The sequence below is a fragment of the Bacteroides sp. ET336 genome (genome assembly GCF_024733815.1).
In the GTDB taxonomy this organism is placed as follows: Bacteria; Bacteroidota; Bacteroidia; order Bacteroidales; family Bacteroidaceae; genus Phocaeicola; species Phocaeicola cellulolyticus.
Genome location: NZ_JANRHK010000023.1, coordinates 33609 through 52796, shown reverse-complemented (window position 1 = coordinate 52796; position 19188 = coordinate 33609). Strand labels below are relative to the sequence as shown.

The window sequence follows — 19188 nt, the reverse complement described above, 5'->3', positions numbered from 1 at the left end:
TATACTGAAATTATGATAAAGAATTTATTTTTCTCATTGGGATTGCTCTTAATGTCCGGTCCTGCTTTTTCTGAAAGTGCCGGAAGGGCTGTAAATCCACTTATTTATTCTGATGTACCCGATATGTCGATGGTTAGGGTTGGAGACACGTATTACATGAGCAGTACAACCATGCACATGGTTCCCGGTGTACCTATAATGAAATCAAAGGATTTGTCGAACTGGGAACTTGCATGTTATGCGTACGACACCCTTACTGACAGTCTGGCTACGATGAATCTTGAGGATGGAAAGAATACATACGGACAGGGTTCGTGGGCAAGCTGCATCCGCTACCATAACGGAAAGTATTATGTCTCTACCTTTGCTCAGACTACCAATAAAACATATTTTTTCATTACGGACAATCCAGAAAAGGGCCCGTGGAAACGTATAGAGTTTTCTCCTTCGTATCATGACATGAATTTCTTTTTTGATGAGGACGGTAAAAAATATATGATTTACGGAAATGGAAAGCTTGTCATGGCAGAGCTTAAAGACGATTTGTCGGGAATATTGCCTGAAACCAAACATGTTCTTATAGAGAATGCCAGTGCTCCTGCAGGAGACAATATCATGCTTGGTTCTGAAGGCTCGCAGCTGTTTAAGGTGAATGGTAAATACTATCTGTTTAATATCGTATGGCCAAGAAACGAAATGCGTACGGTAGTGGTTCACCGTGCTGATAAGATTACAGGTCCTTATGAGGGCAGGGTAGTGTTCCAGGACAAGGGAATTGCCCAAGGTGGTATCGTTGATACTCCAGATGGACGGTGGTTTGCTTATCTGTTCCAGGATTGTGGGGCGGTAGGACGTATCCCTTATCTGGTGCCAATGGAGTGGAAAGACGGATGGCCGGTTATTGGAGTAAACGGCAAAGCTCCCGAATATCTGGATTTGCCTGCTTCCAAAGGTCTAGAGCCGGGAATTGTATGCTCCGATGATTTCTCAAGAAAGTCTGGTGAGAGGGCATTGCCTCTGACATGGCAGTGGAACCATAATCCTGATAATTCCTTGTGGTCTGTTTCCGACCGTAAAGGTTATCTGCGCCTTACTACAGGAAGTGTAACCAACTCTATCTTACAAGCTAAAAATACATTGACACAACGAACTTTCGGTCCTGTATCGTCGGCTACTACCTGTGTAGATGTTTCTGCAATGAAAGACGGTGATTATGCGGGTCTGTCGCTGTTCCAGAAAAAATACGGTTATGTGGCAGTGAAGAAAGTTGATAACAAGAGATATATTGTCATGGAGGACGCTTCCGGCAATGAACCAGTGGAAGTGGCCTGCATACCGTGTAAATCAGATAAAGTGTATTTTAAGGCAGAATGTGATTTCAGGAACCGCACTGACAAGGGCTATTTCTATTATAGTCTTGACGGTAAGAAATGGACTGAAATAGGTAGTGTGGTGAAAATGCAATACACCATGCCGCATTTCATGGGATATCGTTTCGGATTGTTCAATTATGCCACTAAAGAGACAGGCGGTTATGTCGATTTTGACTTTTTCAAGATAGACGACAGTATCTCCAGATAATGTATATCTGATATATCTGATATAAAAGAAAAAAGTTCCCGGATTGTTACATTTTCGGGAACTTTTTTGTTGGGATATGTTATATTAGTAACTTTGCCTGTACGAATATTTATAAGATATGGAAAACTTTGCAGCAATAGATTTTGAAACAGCCAACTATGAGCGTAGTTCTGTTTGTTCTGTCGGCATCGTTATAGTGCGTAATGGTGAGATTGTTGACAGATTTTATTCATTGATACAGCCCGAACCTAATTATTACAATTACCGTTGTTCGTGCGTTCATGGATTGAGCTGTTCTGATACTGACGATGCTCCTGTATTTAGCGAAGTATGGTCAAAAGTAGAACCTTTGATAGAAGGTTTACCGTTGGTGGCACATAACAAGTCTTTCGACGAAGGATGTCTGAAAGCGGCTTTTCGCATTTACAGGATGGACTATCCGGACTATGAGTTTTATGACACATTGTATGCGGCACGCAAGGCATTCCCTTATTTGGACAATCACAGGCTTGACACTGTCGCTGCTGAATGCGGTTATGACCTGTCACATCATCATCATGCCCTGGCTGATGCAGAGGCGTGTGCGGTGATAGCCATAAATATTCTGTAGGCATCCGGCAGTCCGTCAATCTGAAAGAACCGTCATTTATTGTCCTTAAAGAATTTCTTGTGATAATATGAATTTGCGGTATAAAGAGCTGCTACAGGATTATTGCCTGTCACACGGTCTTTGGTCACAAGAGTAGTGACATACGCATCCGAATATTTGTAGAACAGGCTGTCATGTCCCACGCACAAACCAATCACCACATTCAGGTCGGTCTTTGCCTTGTTAAGCAGGCGTGCCTGCATTATCGGGTTACACATGGCAGGGCCTATCTTCTCACATTCTGCCGGTATTCCCATTGATGTTTTTGCCTGACCGGCAACTTTGCATATCACCGAATAGACTTCGAAACCGTTGGCACGAAGTATTTTTGCAAAAATACGTGCCTCGTTTATCAGGCCGATACAATTGGCTATCCCTATACGTTTGGCATTAATCTTCCTGGCAAACTCCATTATTTCCTGTACTCGTGTCCACTGGCAGTAACCTTCGTATTCCACTTCGGCACTGGCAATCATTATTTGTCGGTTGTTGCCTTCGTCATATCTTTCCAGAGCCCATTCCTTATCTTCTTCAGTCAAGGCTGTAGTTAGGCAGAAGTCAGGATATGTGCGGTCCTTGAACTTGCAGTTCTGTGTTCCGCAGTCCACACATGAGTGTATTGTTTCTTTTTCCATAATATAAAATTATTTCATTCCTTTCATCGTAAGCTGTACACGCTTCCTTTCATGGTCTATTCCGAGGACTCTGACACGTACATGCTGATGTATGCTGACCACACTAGTAGGATCGCTCACGAACTTGTCAGCAAGCTGGGAGATGTGCACAAGACCGTTCTCCTTTATACCTATATCGACAAAACAACCGAAGTTGGTAATGTTTGTCACTATTCCCGGCAGTTCCATGCCTTCACGGAGATCGTCGAGTGTTTTTACGTCCTTGTCGAACTCGAATACCTGAATCTGCTGACGAGGGTCTCTTCCCGGTTTGTCGAGTTCCTTCATTATGTCGTTCAGGGTAGGGAGGCCTACTGTGTCTGTGACATATTTCTTTATATCTATTTTAGCTCTCAGTTCCTTGTCTTTGATAAGGTCGGCTACAGTACATTTCATGTCCTTTGCCATCTTTTCCACTATGGCGTAGCTTTCAGGATGAACGGCTGAGTTGTCGAGAGGATTGTCTGCTCCAGGTATTCTGAGGAAACCGGCACACTGTTCGAATGCCTTAGCTCCCATGCGGGGAACTTTCAAGAGTTCTTTGCGTGATGCGAAAGGTCCGTTTTCAGTTCTGTAGTCCACAATGTTCTGAGCTAGTGAAGGCCCTAGGCCTGATACGTATGTCAGAAGATGCTTGCTGGCAGTATTGAGGTTCACTCCGACAAGGTTTACACAACTTTCCACTGTGCGGTCAAGAGACTCTTTCAGCTTGGTCTGGTCAACATCATGCTGGTATTGTCCCACACCGATGGATTTTGCATCAATCTTTACCAGCTCTGCCAGAGGGTCCATCAGACGACGGCCTATGGAGACTGCTCCACGCACAGTTACATCATAGTCAGGGAATTCCTCGCGCGCTGTTTTCGAAGCCGAATAGATTGAAGCACCGTCCTCGCTTACCACGAACACTTGCACCTCACGGTCGTATCTTTGGGAAGTTACGAAACGCTCTGTCTCACGGCTTGCGGTTCCGTTTCCTATGGCGATTGCTTCTATCTTGTATTGTTCAACGAGTTTTACAATCTTTCTTGCAGCCAGTGCCTCTTCCGATTTAGGCGGATGAGGGTATATGGCTTCGTTGTGAAGCAATGTTCCCTGAGCGTCCAAACATACCACCTTACAGCCTGTTCTGAATCCCGGGTCGATACCCATCACACGTTTCTGTCCCAATGGGGGAGCAAGAAGCAGCTGTCTCAGGTTTTCGGCAAATACACGGATTGCCTCCTCGTCGGCTTTCTCTTTGCTGAGAGCTGAGAACTCTGTTTCGATGGTCGGTTTAAGCAGGCGTTTGTAAGCATCCTTTACCGCTTCCGCCACTTGCGAAGAGCATTCACCGTTACCTCTTACGAACTGACGTTCAAGTCTGTCTGTACATTCTTCGTCTTCTTCCGGTGAGATTGTCACTTTCAGAATTCCTTCGGCTTCACCACGGCGGATTGCAAGCAGACGGTGTGAAGTACAGCGCTTCAGTGGTTCGCTGAAATCGAAATAGTCGCGATACTTTGCAGCATTCTCTTCCTTCTCTTTGCCTTTCACCACTTTGGCTGTTATGACAGCCTGACGTGTAAATATATTTCTTACTTGATTTCTTGCTCTTTCATCTTCGTTCACCTGTTCGGCAATGATGTCGCGTGCACCTTTCAGCGCATCTTCTTCGTCCTTTACTTCACCCTTTACGAACTGGGCTGCCTTTGCCATAAGGTTGTTTTCTCGCTGCATCATCAGGATGATTGCCAGTGGCTCAAGTCCTTTCTGGCGAGCGGCTTCGGCCCTCGTTTTTCTTTTAGGCTTGAAAGGAAGATATATGTCCTCCAGTTCTGTAGAGTCCCAGCAGTTGTCTATTCTGCTCCTCAGCTCGGCAGTCATTTTGCCCTGCTCCTCTATAGTGGAAATGATGGTTTCCTTGCGTTTTGCAAGTTCGCACAGTTTCTCGTATCTGTCGTTTATTTCGCTTATCTGCACCTCGTCCATTCCTCCTGTAGCCTCTTTCCTGTACCGGCTTATAAAAGGTATGGTTGCTCCGCCCTGAAGAAGTTTCAAAGTGTTTTCCACTCTGTGCTCCTGAAGTTTCATGGCGGCAGCTATCATCTTGCTGAATTGTTCCATGTGATTGTGTGTGGATATTAGTTTAAGTTTATTCTTTTACCAGACATGCGTCAAGCTCTTTGATGAGCTGTTCCTTGTCCATATTTTTTCCTATGAATACTATTTTCTGCATTCTGTCGCCGTACTTATCGTCCCAGTCTCTCATCAGTCCCGGTTCTTGTTCCAGCAGTCTTTTGATGTCTGCTTCCGGCAGGGTGGCATACCATAGTCCGGCTTCGGAAATCTGTTTCTGCTTGCCTGCCTGTTCGAAGAGGTACGACATTTCAGGCTGGTCGCTGAAGTAGCATACGCCTTTGGCGCGTATTACACTTTTCGGCCATCTTGAAGAAATGAAGTAATCGAAACGGTTCATGTCGAATGCTGCACGTCTGAAGTAGAGTAGTGTGCTTATGCCGTATTCTTCTGTTTCGCCACCTTCGTGGTGATGATGGTGTCCGCACGAACATTCTCCTTCGTGGTGGTGATGTCCGCATGAACATTCTTCCCCGTTTTCGTGATGATGATGCTCGTCATGATTGCAGTGGCATTCTTCATCATGATGGTGATGATGGCAATGGCTGTCTGTATCTTCTTCAGTTACATGCTTGCCCAGTTCCTGTACCCATCCTGCTGATGCTGCTACGTGTTCGTATCTGAACATCGAAGTTGATATAATCCTGTCAAGATCAATATCTGCATAGTCGCATTCTATAATATCTGCAGCAGGCTGAAGTGTCTTTACTATACGGTGTATGGTCTCAAGTTCTTCTGGGGTTACTTCTGAAGCTTTATTCAGTAAAACTATATTACAGAATTCAATTTGGTGTATAAGCAGATTTTCAATATCGTCTTCAGAAAGATTTTTATCTGTAAGGCTTTCAGCACAGCAGAATTCATCCTTCATACGAAGTGCGTCAACCACTGTTACCACAGAGTCAAGGCGTGTGATTCCATACTTGGTATATGCGCCTCCAAGTTGAGGTATCGAGCAGATAGTGTTTGCTATAGATTCCGGCTCACATATTCCGCTTGCTTCTATAACTATATAGTCGAATTTCTCTGTTTTGAGGATTCCTAAAATCTGTTCTATAAGGTCTGTTCTCAGTGTGCAGCATATACATCCGTTCTGCAGAGCCACAAGGCTGTCGTCGTTCATACCGACAACTCCCTGACGCTGTATCAGTTCGGCATCAATGTTCACTTCGCCGATGTCGTTTACAATGACAGCAAATCTGATGCCCTTTTTGTTGGAAAGAATTCTGTTGACGAGAGTGGTTTTCCCACTTCCCAGATATCCTGTAAGCAACAGTACAGGTATTTTTTTAATTTTATCCATCTATATTCTGATATAAGAATCTCTTGATGCTCTTCTTGGCAGTCTTTTCAAATTCTTCAGGATATAGTTTGACTTTTGAAATCTGCGAGAATGCAGGAAGAGTTTTGTTAAGTTCTATTCTGTTTTGCTCTATGGCTTCTTCCAGTTGTGATAATGACAGTCCGTGTGCAAAAGCGTCATCGCTGTCAGGATATACCAGTGCGACAAGTTTCTCGCCTTTCAGTATGATAAGCGATTCGTTGACGTACGGCATATTGTTCAGCTTGGCCTCAATTTCTTCTGGATAGATATTTTGTCCAGTAGAAGTGAGCAGCATGTTCTTGCATCTTCCTTTTATGAAGATGTTGCCTTCCGCATCTTTTATAGCCATGTCGCCTGTGTGCAGCCATCCTTCATTGTCTATGGCCTGTGATGTAGCTTCCTCATTCTTGTAATATCCCAACATCACGTTTGCGCCACGGCAGACAAGTTCGCCCGGTACTGTTTCCGGATTGTCGGAAAGGACTTTGGTTTCCATATTTGCTACAGTCTTTCCGCATGACTGGTATTTTATTTCGTCCCAACGGCTGTGGCATATCAAAGGCGCACATTCCGTCATACCGTATGCAATGGTGTAAGGGAAGTTTATCTTTCTTAGGAAGGCCTCTACTTCGGCATTGAACGGAGCACCGCCTATGACTATCTCGATGAAATTGCCTCCGAATGCCTGCATTGCGTGATGACGTATCTGTTCTTTAATCTTGTCGCTGATGATAGGCAGGTTAAGAAGCAGTTTTCCCAGTTTGTTGTCAACGTGCGGCAATATGTTCTTCTTTATAATCTTTTCTACTATAAGCGGAACGCATGCGATAACTCTAGGCCTTATTTCTGAAAAAGACTCTGCTATAATCTTAGGACTTGGCATACGTGTCAGGAACCAAAGATGTGCTCCTACTGTGATGCCGTATAGAAAATCGAACACAAGGCCGAATATATGTCCCAATGGCAACATTGAAACGATGTTGTCACCGGCCATAAGTCCTACTTTCTCGTGTATGTGGATGATGTTCGATTGAATAGCCTTGTACGGGAGCATTACACCTTTAGAATATCCCGTAGTGCCGGAAGTATAATTGATTACTGCGAGCTCTTCCGGTTCCTCTTTTCTGTAGGAAACTTGTTCGGCTCTGAAACGGCACGGATATTTCTTTCCGAATTCCTCGTTAAGATGCTCTCTGGCGTATGTCAGCTGTTCTGAACGTGAAACCACCAGATCGAAATTCTTCAATTCTATGATACCTTCAAGCAGAGGCATACACGCTTCGTTCAGGTTCTCCCATATCTGGTCGCCGGCAAACAGCATTCTCGCTCCAGAGTGATTTACTATGTGGTGTATGTTGTCAGGCTTGAATTCGTGAAGGATTGGCACTGCCACACCGCCGTATGTGATTATTGCCAGAAACATTGCAGTCCAGTTTGCACTGTTACGTCCGCACAATGCTATCTTGTCTCCCGGTTTTATTCCTGCATGTTGGAGCAGAATATGCATTTTCTCAATCTTTCTTGCTACATCCTTATATTGGAGTGTTATTCCCTTATAGTCAGTTAGCGCATTTCTGTCCCAGTTTTGTTTTATGCTTTTTTCTATTAATTCTATAAAGCTGTTGTTTAATTCCATGTCAAACAAAATATGTACACATTTCGTGATAATGTGTGCAAAAATAGTAAAAGTTAATTTAACGTAGGCATGGTATGTTTATTTATTTTTAATTATTCCTGCCATTTCTGTATAAATCCTTATATTTGCAGTGTTAAAGATTTACATTTATGCTTATTTACAATACTACATTTCATGTTGAGATGAATGATGCCAGAAATTTCGTAATCTGGTTGAACGAGTGTTATATCCCTGAAGCAGAGAAGACCGGGGAGTTGAAAAATCCGCGTATCTTGCGTATTCTGAGTCATAAGGAACAGGACAGTGAATGCTTCTCGCTCCAGTGGGAGGTTGAAGACAGCGCAACCCTTCATAACTGGCATACCAAGTGTGGTGCCCGTCTTAATGAGGAAATGACAAAGATTTTCAAGGATAAGATTATAGGTTTCCCTACTTTGATGGAGGTAATAAAGTGATTCAGCCCGTTAAGGAAAAGATAATTCTTGGTATTGACCCCGGAACAAACATTATGGGATATGGTGTCATCAAGGTTGTTGGCACCAAAGCCGAAGTTGTCACCCTTGGTGTGATAGACATGCGTAAGTTTACCGATCCGTATCTCAAACTGAAGCATATCTACGAACGTGTGCAGGGGGTGATAAACTCATACCTGCCTGACGAGCTTGCCATAGAGGCTCCTTTCTTCGGAAAGAACGTACAGTCCATGCTCAAACTGGGCAGGGCTCAGGGGGTGGCTATAGTGGCGGCATTGTGCAGGGATATACCTGTGACGGAATATGCCCCGCTAAAGATTAAGATGGCCATTACCGGTAACGGTCAGGCAAGCAAGGAGCAGGTAGCGGACATGCTGCGACGCATGCTCAAAATAAGGAAAGAGGATATCGGACCTTTTATGGATGCCACAGACGCCTTGGGAGCGGCATATTGTCATTACCTGCAGATGGGGCGGCCTGAAACCCATAAGGCTTATTCGGGATGGAAAGATTTTATAGCGAAGAATCCTGATAAGGTGGTGAAGTAGTTCTTAATTAATAATTAAAAATTAATAGTTAAGAATTGCTGCTAAGAACTAAAAGCTAACAACCAACAACTAAAGAAAAACAATGCAACAACGAGTTATTTCAGTATCAAATGGCGTTACCCGTCATCCTCTGTACAGAATGGGTAAGCCTGTAGATTTCTGCCTGAATGCAGGCGAGCAATTGGCTGTAGTAGGTCCAAACGGTGGAGGTAAAAGTATTCTTATAGATATCATTACAGGAAAATATCCACTGTTGATGAATGAGGTGGCATACGATTTTTCACCTTCAAGTTCAAATCTTGTTTCGGACAATCTCAGATACATAACATTCCGTGATTCGTATGGCGATGCAGACGGCGGCTATTACTATCAGCAGAGATGGAACTCGCAGGATATGGAGAATATTCCTGTCGTGGGTGATCTTCTTCCTCAGTGCAAGGATGAAAAGCTGAAAGAAAGTCTTTACACTCTGTTCAGAATAGAAGAAATGCTGCAGAAGCCTATCATACTTCTTTCAAGCGGAGAGTTGAGAAAGTTCCAGCTGACAAAGACATTGCTTTCTGGACCAAGAGTTCTCATTATGGATAATCCTTTCATCGGACTTGATGCCCGTACACGTGATTTGCTTAAGTCGCTTCTTGCAGAGCTTATAAAGGTTATAGGTCTTCAGGTTATCCTTGTACTTTCCAAATCGGACGATATTCCTGACTTCATCACTCATGTGATAACTGTTGAGAATATGATATGTGGCGAGAAACTTCCACGTTCCGAATACACTGGTGTCTGTGTACCGGAAAAGATGCTTTCCGACGAAAAGGTTCAGGCTATACTTGATATGCCTTATAAGGATAATCTGTATAAGGCAGCCAATGTAGTCAAACTGAATAAGGTAAGTATCCGCTATGGCGAAAGAACTATTCTCCGTGAACTTGACTGGACAGTGAAGTGTGGAGAGAAATGGGCCTTGAGCGGCGAGAACGGTGCCGGTAAATCAACACTTCTGAGTCTGGTTTGTGCCGACAATCCACAGAGCTATGCCTGCGACATCACTCTGTTCGACCGTAAGCGCGGCAGTGGCGAGAGTATATGGGAAATCAAGAAGCATATCGGTTACGTCAGTCCTGAGATGCACAGAGCCTATCTGAAGAATATTCCTGCCATAGATATTGTGGCAAGCGGACTTCACGATTCTATAGGACTTTACAAGCGTCCTAAGGAAGAGGACAGGGAAGTGTGTCTGTTCTGGATGGATATATTCGGAGTGAAGCAGTTGGCAGACAGGAGTTTCCTGCAGTTGTCGAGCGGCGAGCAGCGACTTGTCCTTCTGGCACGTGCTTTCGTGAAAGACCCTGAGCTTCTGATACTCGACGAACCTCTTCACGGACTTGACCTGTACAACCGTCGTCTGGTGAAAGATGTAATAGAAACATTCTGCCGTCGAAACGACAAGACCATGATTATGGTTACCCATTACAAGGAAGAGCTTCCTGCCTGCATCACCGATTCATTGTATCTGGTGAGAAACAGGTAAATAGAGATTTTTACTTTATATAATGGTTCACCGGCTGTTCACTAAATGTTCAGTAAGCAGCCGGTGAACTTGTGATAAATTGGTGAAAAATATAATTTTTCCAATTAAGAATTAAACTATTTATCTCATGTTAATGTATGGCTTTATTACATCAATGCTCCAAGCGTAATTGAGATTGGCTTGTGAACCATCATAAAAAGTTCCTGATGTTATACCGACAACTTCGCCATATTCATTTATTAATGCTCCGCCACTACTTCCATGGTCTATAAGTGCGCTGATTTGCATTAAATTTCTGTCACGCCATTGTGAAATTTCTCCGGACGAGAATGTGTTTTCCAATCCTCTAGGACTTCCTATTGCAAATACTTTCTCACCTACATTGGGTTTACGTCCTGCAATTGGAATATAGTTAGTATTTGCTATATTTACTTTGAATAGGATAAAGTCTTCCTGTTCATTACGTTTTATGATTTCGGAAACTTTATAAGTTTCTTTACTGCCAGCTAACTTGATGCCTTCTTCTCCAATATTTGTGTTTTTAAATACATGATAATTGCTTACGGCAAGTCCTGAATTGTTTATAAAAAAGCCTGAGCCTTGATACATATTATATCCATCTGATGTATAAATCATAAATACAGCTGTATTGTATCTGGAAAATACTTCCGCTCCATCCATTTTTTCTACATTTCGCCTGTTTCTAGATACTTCAATATTAGTGTTTGTCATAGTACTTGGATGTGAAACAACACTCCTTTCTTGTATGAAGTTTTCTCTCTTATGACCTGACTTATGGGCACACCCAGTTAATGATAAAATACCAATTATAAATAGTAATTTACTTGCTTTCATTTCGTTCAAAAATATTTTTAGGAAGGATATGTATCAAAAAACGCTGATTTTCTCTTTCGTTCAGCTCTCTCATAGAATGAGTATCAAGTCTTCCGTCACCACTACCGGAAATTTGAATTTCACAGTTGCGCCCGAACTGAATTCCGCATTGGTTTATCCAATACCGCAGAAGTCCCAAAGCTCTTTGGTAGCTTAACTCATAGTTAAGTGTGTAAGCGTCAAGGGAAGCCTGTCCCTCAATAATTAGAAGATACTGGTTTTCACGATGATTATATAAGAATTTTTCTATTTCTTTTCCTGCCTGATGAAGTTGCATTAATATTTCATGCTTGTTTGTGGTTTCAATTCTATTTATATCAGATTCTCCTATAGGATACCTTACAGCTATATTTAACACATATTTTTTGTATTCTGGTCGATATGTAAAGTGGTCTCTGCTTAAATCTTTGGTTGAAGATTCTACTTTTTGAATTTCTTCAAGTTGATGTTCGGTCACTTCCATTCTTTTATGTAGAACTACAATTACCAGAATAAATAGAACAAGCATGATAAAGAACAGGCTTGTCATAAGATCAGAATAGCTTGTCCAGAAAAAAGATTCTTTCTTTTGTGCCATACCTTTCAAAGTTTTAGAGGTATATAATACCCAGATAATCTAATATAATTGCAGATAAAAATAACAAACTAGTCAAAGCAATTATAATTAATGCACACCATCCGCTTATTCTCATCCAATTAGGCATAGATTGCACAACAATTTGATTTTCTGTATTACTATACTTATTGTTTTCTTTCACTTCAGGAATTCTTTGATTTAACTGCGACACAGCATGTTGCACTGATGTTGTTATTTCTTGAGCTAATGTCTTGTTTGATTCTTCTATCTTTTCTATCAAAATGTTAAGGTGTTCAGGAATTGCAGAAATACCTTCCAATTGTTGTTTCAATAGCGGCATCTGTTTAAGCTGTGTCTCAAACTGTGTGGTAATCTCATTACTTATACGTTTGAAAGTTTCTTGTTCTTCTTTAATTATACTTTTGAAATTCTCACTTTGCTCGACAAATTTTGCATTAAGTTCAGTCATGTTGGCAGCAGTAGACTCTTTTATGGTTTTCAATGAATCACGTAATGCGATATCTGCATCTCCTGTATCTTTGGCTATTTCACCTTTATGTCTGTTAAAGAAATCGCGTATTTCTTCTAATATATGTAGTCTTTCTGCTTCAGACTTGAACATACTTTCAAATCGGTGTATTGCATCTGTATATCCTTTTATTTCATCAAGATACAAATTGAAATCTTCAAGTTTACATGTACATTCTTTGAGCTCCTGTAAGACATTAATATTGACTTTTGCCATTTTCATTACATCCATATCATGAACTGTCTTTATGACTTCAGCTTGTATTGCATACGACTCGTTTACCTTAGCAAGGGCCTTACCCAAATTGTTAGTATTATCTGCAAATGTAGCATTAAATTTGTTCAGGTTCTTTACAAGTTTTCCTAATGCTTCTGATGTGTCAGATGGCAGTTCAGGTAACAGTTTTGACTGCATCCAAGCCAAAAATGAATTTTTGCCACTTTCTTCTTCCAACTTGCATCGTTTGAATAAGACTGAGTTTAGTGTGGTAAGAATTATACCACAAATTGAAGCGGCCATTGCCCATGCAACACCTAAAAGCAAATCATTAATACCATTGGCAGCTATGTCAGATGCATTACTGATATTAACTGTTCCACTGCCCATTAGCGTAAGAATTGCTTGTGAGTCCAATAAATCCCACAATCCTATAATAACACCAGCCATAGTACCTGCAAGTCCGCAATACAACGGAATAGGTGTTTGAACAGCTATGTCATTTTCTACAGTATCGCAATGCCTATCTATTGCATCTTTCAAAACACCATAATCAATTACAGAACCAGAACTGCTTCCGAGGTATTTATTAATGGAATGTACTATTGCGTCGAAAACCTTATTCCCTTTTCCGGAAATACCATTCACAAAGTTCGTTTCGGCATCATACGATAAGGTCCAGGATTTATTCTCATTGAATATGTTTTTGAATTCGTTCATTCTTGCTCTATTCTGAACAAAGAATATTATCTGAACTAAAATTACAGAAAGTATTATTATTGCTACAAGACTCATATTCAACTAAGTTTTATCTTTGTTGGAGATACTATACTCCAGTTTCCTTTTGAATTTTTCTTTACTTTTCCCTTTTCTATAACTTGGAAATTTTTAGCTTCTTTTATAGGTACACCTTCCATACAAACAGCATTTTCTATTCCATCAACACTTCTTATAGCATCCAATTTTAATACCGTGTATTCTCCTTCTGTGTCACCAACCCATGCCTTAAACAAGGCATTATCATTTTTTGATACCATACATTCATTAAAATAACTGTTACCTATAAGCATACCAAAATAACCTTCCTTTGTTTCTTTGACATTCATTTCTGGTTTAATCTTTTCTTCAGCTATTTCAATAGTAGGTGTAATCGGTTTGTTTTCCATAGGTTTATACCTATAATTGTTTTTAGGGCAGTCTTCTTTTTGAGGCTTTGAAATTGGAGTCTTGCTGGTTCTACTCTCATATTCCTTTATTCTATCAGATAATTTGTAAATGTCAGAACGATGTCTATCCAATCTGTTTTTAATATCTCTAAGTGTGATATAAAAATATCGCATAAGATAAAGAACTAGAATAGATACAACTGATACTATAATTATCCAAATCAAAGGTATCTCTGATTTTTTTTCTTTTAGTGTTTTTATTTCTTTTTGCTGGTTGTCTATAGTTCTTTTCTGCTCTTTCAATTCCTTTTTTAAGGAAAAAAGTTCAGACTTCAAACTATCAATATGCGAATTGACTTCTTTTATCTTATTATCCTCAAATACTTCTTTGTTCGTAGGAAGATTTTGGGCTCTTGTACTGTCAGAACAACCATAAGAAACAGTACATAGAGCAAGAAATATTATTATTAATATGTTTTGCATATCTTTATTTTTTATTCTATTCATTTATTAAAGACTGGTATATCTCTTGAGAAATAGCATGAAGTACACCTTTTATCGGATAGAAGAAAAAGGTTTCCTCTATGGTATCTGTACTTTCCGATTCTTCTTTTCGTTGTGCTATACCTTTCTCAAGATAAGTATCCAAGTCATTGTTAGATACATAGGAAGCTATCTTTAATGAATTATAATCTACTCCAAAATTCTTGTCAAAATTGAACTTTTCATTCATTTCTTTTAATGTAAAATTAAAGAAATCTTTGACTGCATGAATAGTAGCACCTTTATATTCATCAGTTACACAATCGTAAGTGTCTGATGGAGTTACAAAACCTGAACAATCACTTTTGAACACAATTATATCCTCAACATCATTTTTCCCTTCACCTACAATACCTCCTTTACAAGTTGATTCTTTAGGATTGTAGTCTTTCTCCATACCTAATATTTCAAGTTCTTTTCCGTATGGTTTATTTAATATACTTTCGAATACCAACTTTGTATATTTAGCAAGTAGTTTGGCGTCAGGAGTAATTATACGTATAACCTTGCTACCGTTACCGCTGAAAGATATATGTCTTGGAACATCCAATCTTTTAGCTTTCACAATTTGAGCTATATGATAAATTATAGCAGTATAAAACAAAATAAAAACAATCTTGAATTTTTCATCTTCCTGTAATATATAGTTAAAGTCAACTTTCTTGTCATTAACTTTTGCTTTCTTCACTATAGTATTGTCCTTTAACCCAAATAAGAAAGAAGCCATATTAGAGGGTTTACTATTGCATGAACTATTAAATATGCTTATCAGTTCTGACAATCTCTTATCTTCCAATAATTTCAGAATCTCGTTTTTGTAATAATCCACAATACCGTTATTGTCATCCAAATCGGAGAACGAGTTTTCAAACAATACGTTAGATGCAAATCGGAATGATGTTACAAAATCAATTTCTTTATTGTTGGAGAATGCAATATCCGTTGTTCCTCCACCAATATCTATGTTTATCAGATTGGTAGCTGTGGCATAACGCTTGAAGAAATATTGTATAGGAGCAGACGATTCCGTCATACGGTAAGTAGTTCCGTCACCAAAATATTTCTTGAAAGCATTGTCCCATGTTGCTTGAAGACGTTTAAGTCTTTTGGGAGCCATACTTATAGGGTAGAACCATGTAATCTTGGTTTTTTGCAAATCACCATTGTTGAGCAATACTTTGTTGCGTATAATCAACATCAGACATCTGACGTATGAATCTATCACATCGTCTTCTCCGCTGCCCCACTTTATATTGTATTTGAAATTGTTATACGGCAATTCACGTCTTTTGTCGTAGGTGAATGGAATGTTAACCAAAGCAAACGGTTCTATGACATTTGTCCAATCAGTAGTCTTGGCATATGATAATACTGTTCTTGTAGGAAATCTGAAATCTTCTGTTCCGATTTCGTCTGGCAGGAAGTCCTTTTCAATCAACTGTTTTTCCAATATCAAGTCAATGGCATTTCCCATGTCATCCTTTCTCTGGAGAAATATCTCGCAATGTTGCTTGTCTTCTTTTGACAATGAAAATACCTTTGAGTTCTCGCCAGATTTTCTATACTCCACGTGAGTATTCGATGTTCCAAGGTCTATGGCAAATTCGAATGTATCTATGCTTTTTTGTTCCTTGAATATAGGAACTATTAATCCTGAGTTACCATTACGATCAGAAATCCGGATAAAATCGAAGTTTGAATACTCTATATGGTAAGTCTCTGCCTTGAAGTTACCGCCTTGTTTATCTTCGTTTCTGCAAGATTTAGACGTAAGAGATATTTTATTTGATTGGGAATAGAAAGTGAAATCGTATTTTGAGGACACACCGCTCACGCATGATACATCGTATATTGCTTGCTCAGAATTTGTAAACCGGATTAAAGGCATTATAAATCCTGTAAATGAAAATTCTACAATTCCTCCATCATTTACCTTTTCTGTTACATTTGGTTTTCTTCCATTATAATAGATTCTTGAATATTCAATGTAATCAGTTCTGTTATCTCCATTAATAGGAATACGCAAAACTGTTTTGACTGATCCTCCTGCTACCAACTCCATTTCGAACATTTTCTCACCATTTGCCATTTCACCCATTAAATCTTCAACAGTGAAATAGTCAAAGAAACGTGGAGTTAGAGGTAACAGATAGGCACAGGTTTCTTTGTCAGTATCTATATTCCCATTAAAATAACATTCTGTATTTAATGTATATGGTACTCTCACCAAAATATCTTCCATGAAATCACTTATAGTGAGATACGGATAAGTTGAGCCCTCAAAAGGTAGTTTGCGCTTGCTCAAGTCATTTTCTTCTATTTTATATGGTGCAACGTTAATATTCCCCCATGTACCGACTGTATATTGTAAATCGCTGTACTTGTTTCCTGATTCTATAGGCAATACTAATGGCTGCGTTGCAATGGTCTTGGAACATTTAATGGCAAATGCGCTTTGAGACACAGACGCTCCTGATTTCTTTTTAAGAAGATTAAAGCCTAACACTTCCACTAAGTTTCCCCCTACGGAAATGGCTTCATAATTCTTTAAGTCAGCAGGTGACAAGTTTCTCAACTGTTGTTTCATATTTGGGTCTCCAATGGCTTTAAGTGTTAAACTTAGATAGGCTTCAACCTCTGGAAACATGCGTGCAAAATTAGGTGTGGTATGTCGAAAGAGGAAGAGAGACATAATGAAATTGAAGTCTCTGTCGTAAAGTGGTTTGTATTCATTGTCAAACGGACTGTCATTCTTAAAGTAAATGTCTTTCACAACCCCCAAGTCGTTTGCACTGCTGAAGAATAATGTAGCAGGTGATGTTGCTCCTATTATGTTTATATAGTCAGGACCATTTTACATAATTCAGGAGATATATGTTTTTCATTTTCCCCCAATTGGAAGCGTTTGCACCAAGCTGCATATATTTAGTCAGTGCATCAGCCAAATAACGATGTCCTTCGCTATTTGAGTGCTGAAGTTCAGATACCATTTGAGACGCATCCCAATTGATAACTTCAACAATCCCATTGAACTTATCTATGTTAAAGAATATCTCGGCAACATCCAGTGTGTCTGATACCATTTTGTGAAAAATAGTATTTCCTGACAATCCGCGTATATCGTTCTTACATACTTCTTTAAATGCTGTCTTTATCAAATCTATTCTCGCAAAAGGAGAAGGTATTGATGTTATTTCGTTTTTGGCAGAAGCACCGTCTGGATCCTTTATGGTATCCCTGCTTGTTGAGTTGTAAGGGAATGTTGGGCTGTCGTTCCATCCCTCATAAACATCTGTTCCGCCTTCATATAACCTAAAAATCTTTGACATACGAATTCAATTATAATTTTTCCTTTATTAATTTTTTAGTTCCCGTATAAAACATTTCCAGAAATAAATCCTCTTTATCCTTACTCTTACAGTTACGTATAGCAGAATTAAGTCTGTCTGCTACCAAATCGTAATCAGACAAGTGACTTATAATTCTTCTAGGCTTTACTCCCGTAATCATGTCAAAAGGTTTGTTCCCGCAATTTGTATTGAATAAATCCAAAGAACGTTTATTTCTTTTCATTTCAATCAACCATTCTCTGTACTTTTGACAGAATCCTTTTAATTCTGAATAAAAAGCCTTATCATAAAAATCATTGAAGAAACGGTTGGCTGCAAATGTTGATGATGTAAAATAATCTGGTTTGTCTAACAGAGCATTTGCCATCATGGTGAATTGAACCAACGGATTGTAAAGCATTCCTCGCATATTGGAATAAAATGAATCAAAAGATACATCACCAGATATGTCTTTAATACCTAATTCTTTGTTAGTCGTTTCTGACAGTGGACTATTTGCAAAATCTATAATGGCAGTAGCTCCAAGGAACTCTATTAAGTGAGCATCATTAGCTTGAGATGCTCCTCCCTCACAATTATTGTATGTGTTTGAAATATCATCAGCAAGATAATACAACGAATTGATACTTCCGCTTTTAATTATGTCCTCCTCGTAATAAGCTAAGGCTGATTTCGTTTTTGAAATGAATGTTGATGAATCAATCTCGCTTTCGTCGCTCGGATTTAATTTGAAGTATGGAAGGACAGTTAATGCTCCGATATTAGCCTGATTAATCAAATTGAAGTTAGGAAATGACTTTCCGATACGAAGGGTTTTCAGCAACAAAGGGAAACCACTTGCACCGGTTCCTCCAAATATAGAACTGATGATGAATATCTTATCTCCACTTTGAAAAGAATTCGCAAATTTTTCGAATTCATCTGAATTTACAATTTGGTTTAACACTACACTTCCTATGTTTGGGTTCCCTTTGAAACCAACCTCCATTGATGATTGTAAATTTTTTTCTGAAAACAGCATCTTGGTCAATGCTTGGTTTTCTTTTGACATGGAAGCATAGTCTATAAACTGCTGAAATGAAATACTGTCCGTATTTTTTATATTCAATAGATAGTTGGGGAATATCTTGTTCAACTCAACTTTGAAAAAAACATTGGAATTATCATCACCAAAATGCAAATTTGAGCGCAATGTATGATATTTATTCATTAGAGATGCAGCCCTTGTTAAATCTGCATTAGCAACATCGGGGTCAATAATGATAGGTACAATCTCGTTGATATCTAAACTTACTCCAGAAGCCATTAACATAGTTAATGATCTTAGAACTCTTGACCCAGTCCCTCCAATACCGAAAATATATAATTTTGCCATACGT

General features: G+C 39.5%; 16 protein-coding genes. 5 read left to right on the top strand and 11 right to left on the bottom strand.

The features are described 5' to 3' along the window. The first annotated feature begins 129 nt into the window (after positions 1–129). Together NW213_RS15210 and NW213_RS15205 are read left to right on the top strand one after the other, a co-directional pair. Positions 130–1581, top strand: a complete 1452-nt coding sequence (locus NW213_RS15210) for a glycoside hydrolase 43 family protein (protein WP_375338162.1) — start codon at positions 130–132, stop codon at positions 1579–1581. 118 nt (positions 1582–1699) lie between these two features. Continuing rightward, positions 1700–2191, top strand: coding sequence for a 3'-5' exonuclease (locus NW213_RS15205; protein WP_258323311.1), 492 nt, complete (start codon positions 1700–1702; stop codon positions 2189–2191). A gap of 32 nt (positions 2192–2223) precedes the next feature. On the opposite strand, the gene NW213_RS15200 is transcribed toward NW213_RS15205, so the two are convergent. Genes NW213_RS15200 through NW213_RS15185 form a run of 4 tightly spaced genes read right to left on the bottom strand, consistent with a single transcriptional unit; the run spans position 2224 to position 7982 of the window. Continuing rightward, a complete protein-coding gene (locus NW213_RS15200; RefSeq protein ID WP_258323310.1) occupies positions 2224–2865 on the bottom strand; it encodes a DUF1847 domain-containing protein in 642 nt (213 codons plus the stop codon). Positions 2866–2874: 9 nt separating this feature from the next. Next, entirely contained in the window at positions 2875–5010 is a 2136-nt protein-coding gene (locus tag NW213_RS15195; RefSeq protein WP_258323309.1) for a Tex family protein, read from the bottom strand. A 28-nt stretch (positions 5011–5038) separates the two neighbouring features. Beyond that, on the bottom strand, positions 5039–6325 hold the full coding sequence (locus NW213_RS15190; protein WP_258323308.1) for a GTP-binding protein: 1287 nt from the start codon (positions 6323–6325) through the stop codon (positions 5039–5041). Then, the gene (locus NW213_RS15185) at positions 6318–7982 is read right to left on the bottom strand and encodes an AMP-binding protein (RefSeq protein WP_258323307.1); all 1665 of its coding nucleotides are present in this window, start codon (positions 7980–7982) and stop codon (positions 6318–6320) included. The genes NW213_RS15190 and NW213_RS15185 overlap by 8 nt, the downstream gene beginning before the upstream one ends. A gap of 149 nt (positions 7983–8131) precedes the next feature. On the opposite strand from NW213_RS15185, the gene NW213_RS15180 reads away from it, so the two are divergent. The 3 genes from NW213_RS15180 to NW213_RS15170 all read left to right on the top strand — a co-directional run bounded on the left by NW213_RS15180 (position 8132) and on the right by NW213_RS15170 (position 10534). Further along, positions 8132–8437 (top strand): DUF4286 family protein, encoded by a 306-nt coding sequence (locus NW213_RS15180; protein ID WP_235339745.1) that lies wholly within the window; start codon positions 8132–8134, stop codon positions 8435–8437. Next, positions 8434–9003, top strand: a complete 570-nt coding sequence (ruvC, locus tag NW213_RS15175; RefSeq protein ID WP_235327070.1) for a crossover junction endodeoxyribonuclease RuvC — start codon at positions 8434–8436, stop codon at positions 9001–9003. Before NW213_RS15180 ends, ruvC begins: the two co-directional genes overlap by 4 nt. Positions 9004–9085: 82 nt before the next feature. Continuing rightward, positions 9086–10534 (top strand): ATP-binding cassette domain-containing protein, encoded by a 1449-nt coding sequence (locus NW213_RS15170; RefSeq protein WP_258323306.1) that lies wholly within the window; start codon positions 9086–9088, stop codon positions 10532–10534. 120 nt (positions 10535–10654) lie between these two features. On the opposite strand, the gene NW213_RS15165 is transcribed toward NW213_RS15170, so the two are convergent. The 7 genes from NW213_RS15165 to NW213_RS15135 all read right to left on the bottom strand — a co-directional run bounded on the left by NW213_RS15165 (position 10655) and on the right by NW213_RS15135 (position 19184). Next, positions 10655–11389, bottom strand: a complete 735-nt coding sequence (locus NW213_RS15165) for a S1C family serine protease (RefSeq protein ID WP_258323305.1) — start codon at positions 11387–11389, stop codon at positions 10655–10657. Continuing rightward, positions 11376–12005, bottom strand: a complete 630-nt coding sequence (locus NW213_RS15160) for a hypothetical protein (protein WP_258323304.1) — start codon at positions 12003–12005, stop codon at positions 11376–11378. Before NW213_RS15160 ends, NW213_RS15165 begins: the two co-directional genes overlap by 14 nt. Before the next feature lie 13 nt (positions 12006–12018). Then, a complete protein-coding gene (locus NW213_RS15155) occupies positions 12019–13470 on the bottom strand; it encodes a hypothetical protein (protein ID WP_258323303.1) in 1452 nt (483 codons plus the stop codon). Between the two features lie 77 nt (positions 13471–13547). Then, a complete protein-coding gene (locus NW213_RS15150) occupies positions 13548–14399 on the bottom strand; it encodes a DUF3450 domain-containing protein (RefSeq protein ID WP_258323302.1) in 852 nt (283 codons plus the stop codon). 16 nt (positions 14400–14415) lie between these two features. Continuing rightward, positions 14416–17232 carry a hypothetical protein gene (locus tag NW213_RS15145; protein WP_258323301.1) on the bottom strand — a complete coding sequence of 939 codons (2817 nt, stop codon included), beginning with the start codon at positions 17230–17232 and terminating at the stop codon, positions 14416–14418. Between the two features lie 70 nt (positions 17233–17302). Continuing rightward, positions 17303–17788, bottom strand: a complete 486-nt coding sequence (locus NW213_RS15140; RefSeq protein WP_258323300.1) for a hypothetical protein — start codon at positions 17786–17788, stop codon at positions 17303–17305. A gap of 10 nt (positions 17789–17798) precedes the next feature. Continuing rightward, the gene (locus tag NW213_RS15135) at positions 17799–19184 is read right to left on the bottom strand and encodes a hypothetical protein (RefSeq protein ID WP_258323299.1); all 1386 of its coding nucleotides are present in this window, start codon (positions 19182–19184) and stop codon (positions 17799–17801) included. Positions 19185–19188: the final 4 nt, after the last annotated feature.